The organism is Nocardiopsis lucentensis DSM 44048 (assembly GCF_000341125.1).
GTDB classification, from domain to species: domain Bacteria; phylum Actinomycetota; class Actinomycetes; order Streptosporangiales; family Streptosporangiaceae; genus Nocardiopsis; species Nocardiopsis lucentensis.
In genome coordinates this window covers 1-1,323 of record NZ_ANBC01000245.1, presented here as the reverse complement: position 1 = coordinate 1,323, position 1,323 = coordinate 1, and the positions used below count along the sequence as shown (strand labels likewise).

Annotated in this window: 1 protein-coding gene; it reads left to right on the top strand. The window is 75.7% G+C overall.

Annotated features, from left to right (window positions below; translation table 11 throughout):
- On the top strand, positions 1-1,181 hold a 1,181-nt coding region (gene cydD / locus D471_RS33510; RefSeq protein WP_017598187.1), incomplete at its 5' end, for a thiol reductant ABC exporter subunit CydD.
- Positions 1,182-1,323: the final 142 nt, after the last annotated feature.

Genomic DNA, 1,323 nt, shown 5'->3' with positions numbered 1-1,323 from the left:
CCGCCCGCCAGTGGCGGCTGCTCAGCCGCCTGGGCGGGCACTTCCTCGACGTCGTGGAGGGGCTGCCCACCCTGGCCGTGTTCCGCCGCGCCAAGGCCCAGGCGGCGATCATCCGGCGTGTGGGCGAGGAGCACCGGCGGGCCACCATGGGCACCCTGCGGATCGCGTTCCTGTCGGCGTTCGCGCTGGAGCTTCTGGCCACCCTGGCGGTGGCGCTGGTGGCCGTGGAGATCGGGCTCCGGTTGCTGGGCGGTCACATGGACTACCAGACCGCCCTGCTCGTGCTGATCCTCGCCCCGGAGGCCTACCTGCCGCTCCGGGAGGTCGGCGCCCGCTTCCACGCGAGTATGGAGGGGGTGGCCGCCGCCGAACAGGTGTTCACCGAACTCGACCGCACCCGCGGCACGCCCCGACGCGCCTCCGCGGCCGTGGCGGAGCCGCCCCGGCCCCCGTCGCCGACCGGGGAGGCCTCCCCCACCACCGCCGGGGACATCCGGTTCGAGGGCGTCGGGATGCGCTACCCCGGGCGGGACCTGCCCGCGCTGTCGGGAGTGGACCTGGACATCTCTGCTGGTGAGCACGTCCTGCTCACCGGCCCCAGCGGGGCGGGCAAGAGCACCCTGCTGTCGCTGCTGCTGCGGCTGAACGAGCCCGGCGAGGGGCGGATCAGCGTCCGCGCGCCCGGTGGGGAGTGGACACCGCTGGAGAAGGTCCCGGCGGAGGACTGGCGGCGGGGGATCGCGTGGGTCCCCCAACACCCCTACCTGTTCGACGTGTCGGTGGCCGACAACATCCGGCTCGGCGCTCCGGACGCGTCCATGGAACGGGTGCGGGAGGCCGCGCGGCGGGCGGAGGCCGACGCCTTCGTCTCCGGGCTGCCGCAGGGCTACGACACCCGTCTGGGCGAGCGCGGTGCGCGGCTGTCGGCGGGGCAACGCCAGCGGATCGCTCTCGCTCGGGCGCTGTGCCGGGACGCGCCGCTCGTCCTGCTGGACGAGCCCACCGCGCATCTGGACCCGGAGAACGCGGCGGCGGTACGCACGGCGGTCGCGCGGCTGTTGGAGGGCCGGACCGCCGTGATCGTCGCCCACGACACCGGATGGACCGCTGGCGCCCTCGGCGCCGCGCCACGCGTCGTGTCCCTGCCGCTGCCGAACCTGGAGTGGAGTGCGCCGCGATGAGTGCCGATACGGAGGCCGCCGTGGAGCGCGGTGCGGACCGGCCCGCCGACGGCCGGGATCCACTGCGCCGGATGGTCGCCCTGGCCTGGCCGCGCGGGACGCGGTTCGCGTTGGGGGTGCTGCTCGGCGCCGCCGCGACCGG